Source organism: Streptomyces aureus (assembly GCF_001418135.1).
GTDB classification, from domain to species: Bacteria; Actinomycetota; Actinomycetes; order Streptomycetales; family Streptomycetaceae; genus Streptomyces; species Streptomyces aureus_A.
Window position 1 is genome coordinate 1 of sequence record NZ_LIPQ01000705.1, and the last position, 1,553, is coordinate 1,553.

Below are 1,553 nucleotides of genomic sequence, written 5' to 3' on the forward strand. Positions count from 1 at the left end.
CCACCCGGCCGTCCCGGCCGGCGCCACGCGCGCGGGCCTGCGCGCGGCGCTCCCCCACCTGATCGCCCTCTTCGACGCCCCGCTGCTCGCCGACGCGGGCCTGATCGAGGCACGCGTGGTCCGCGAGGCCCTCCGTACGGCGGCCGACGGCGCCCCCGTCCCCCTCGACGGCCTCGCCGACCTCGTCTCCACCGAACTCTGGCTCCGCCGCCTCATGTCCCGCCGGGGCTCGTGCTGGACCAACACGACGGAACCCCGCGCCCATCGCGCGGTCCAGGGCCCCCTGATCCCGGCGACGAGGTCCCTCCCGGCGTGAACGGCGTGGCCGTCGGGTGGAACGCCACAGCACGCGTTCGAGTGAGCGCCTGCCGGACCCGGCCGGGCTGCTGAACGCCTGCCGGACCCCGCCGGGCTGCCCGACCCGAGCTGAGAGCGTCGCACCGAGCGAAGGAGGTCCGGCACGGCGATGCCGCTGACGGTTCCCGAGGACGACCGCGCTCCGTGACCGCGTCCAGAAGATCCGGGCCTACGCGCGGGGGGCGTCCCCCTCCACCTGCTGATCGACCGCGAGGCGGACGAAGCCGTCGTGTGCTCCGAACCCTCCGGCGACGACCGCGGCCACAAGTCCATCCACAAGCTGGGGACAGTCGTGGCGACGCCCCACCCCCTCGGCTTCGCCCTGGACACCTCGGCGTTCTGACGGCGGACCCCGAGGGCGCACCGGGGTAAACCCCGAGGCGTACGCAACGGCCGCCGGACACAATGAGCCGGTGCGGTATCTCATCCTCGGCACCACCGAGGCCCTCGACCCCCTCGGCCGCCGCCTCCCCGTCGGCGGCGCCCGGCTGCGGGCGCTGCTCGCCGCGCTCGCGCTGCGCGGCGGTCGCGCCGCATCCGTCACCGAGCTCGCCGGCGACGTGTACGGGGACTCCCCGCCGCAGGACGCCCCCGCCGCCCTCCAGGCCCTCGTCGGCCGCCTCCGGCGGATCATCGGCAGCGATGCCGTCGCCTCCACCCCCGGCCCCGGCTACCGGCTCGTCGCCGCCGCCGAGGACATCGACCTGTACGTCTTCGAGCGCCAGGTCCAGGACGCGGCGGCCCACCTCGACGCCGGCGACCCGGAGAAGGCCGCCGCCCTTCTCGGCCCGGCCCTCGCCCTCTTCCGGGGGCCCGCCCTCGCCGACCTGTCCGGCCCGGCCGGCGTCCGCCCCGAGGCACAGCGGCTCGCGGCGCTGCGGCAGCGCGTCGAGGCCGATCTGCGGCGGGGCGCCACCGACGGACTCGTACCGGAGCTGACCGGGCTCACCACCACCTACCCGTACGACGAGCCCTTCCACGCCCAGCTCATCCGCGCCCTGCGGGCCGAGGGCCGGCACGCCGACGCCCTCGCCGCCTTCGAGTCGGCCCGCCGTACCCTCGCGAACGCCCTCGGCGCCGACCCCGGCCCCGAACTCGCCGCCCTCCACCGGGAGCTCCTCGCGGGTCCGCCCCCGGCCCCTGCCCCGAGCCCGCGCCCGTACGCGCAGCGAGTACGGGCGCGGGCTCGGGGCAGG

1 protein-coding gene and 1 pseudogene are annotated in these 1,553 nt (G+C 77.3%); both read left to right on the top strand.

The genetic code is table 11. From position 1 onward, the window contains the following. A pseudogene (locus AOK00_RS36315) lies at positions 1 to 316 on the top strand (asparagine synthase-related protein); the annotation flags it as partial. 454 nt (positions 317 to 770) lie between these two features. Next, on the top strand, positions 771 to 1,553 hold a 783-nt coding region (locus AOK00_RS36320; protein ID WP_173861745.1), incomplete at its 3' end, for an AfsR/SARP family transcriptional regulator.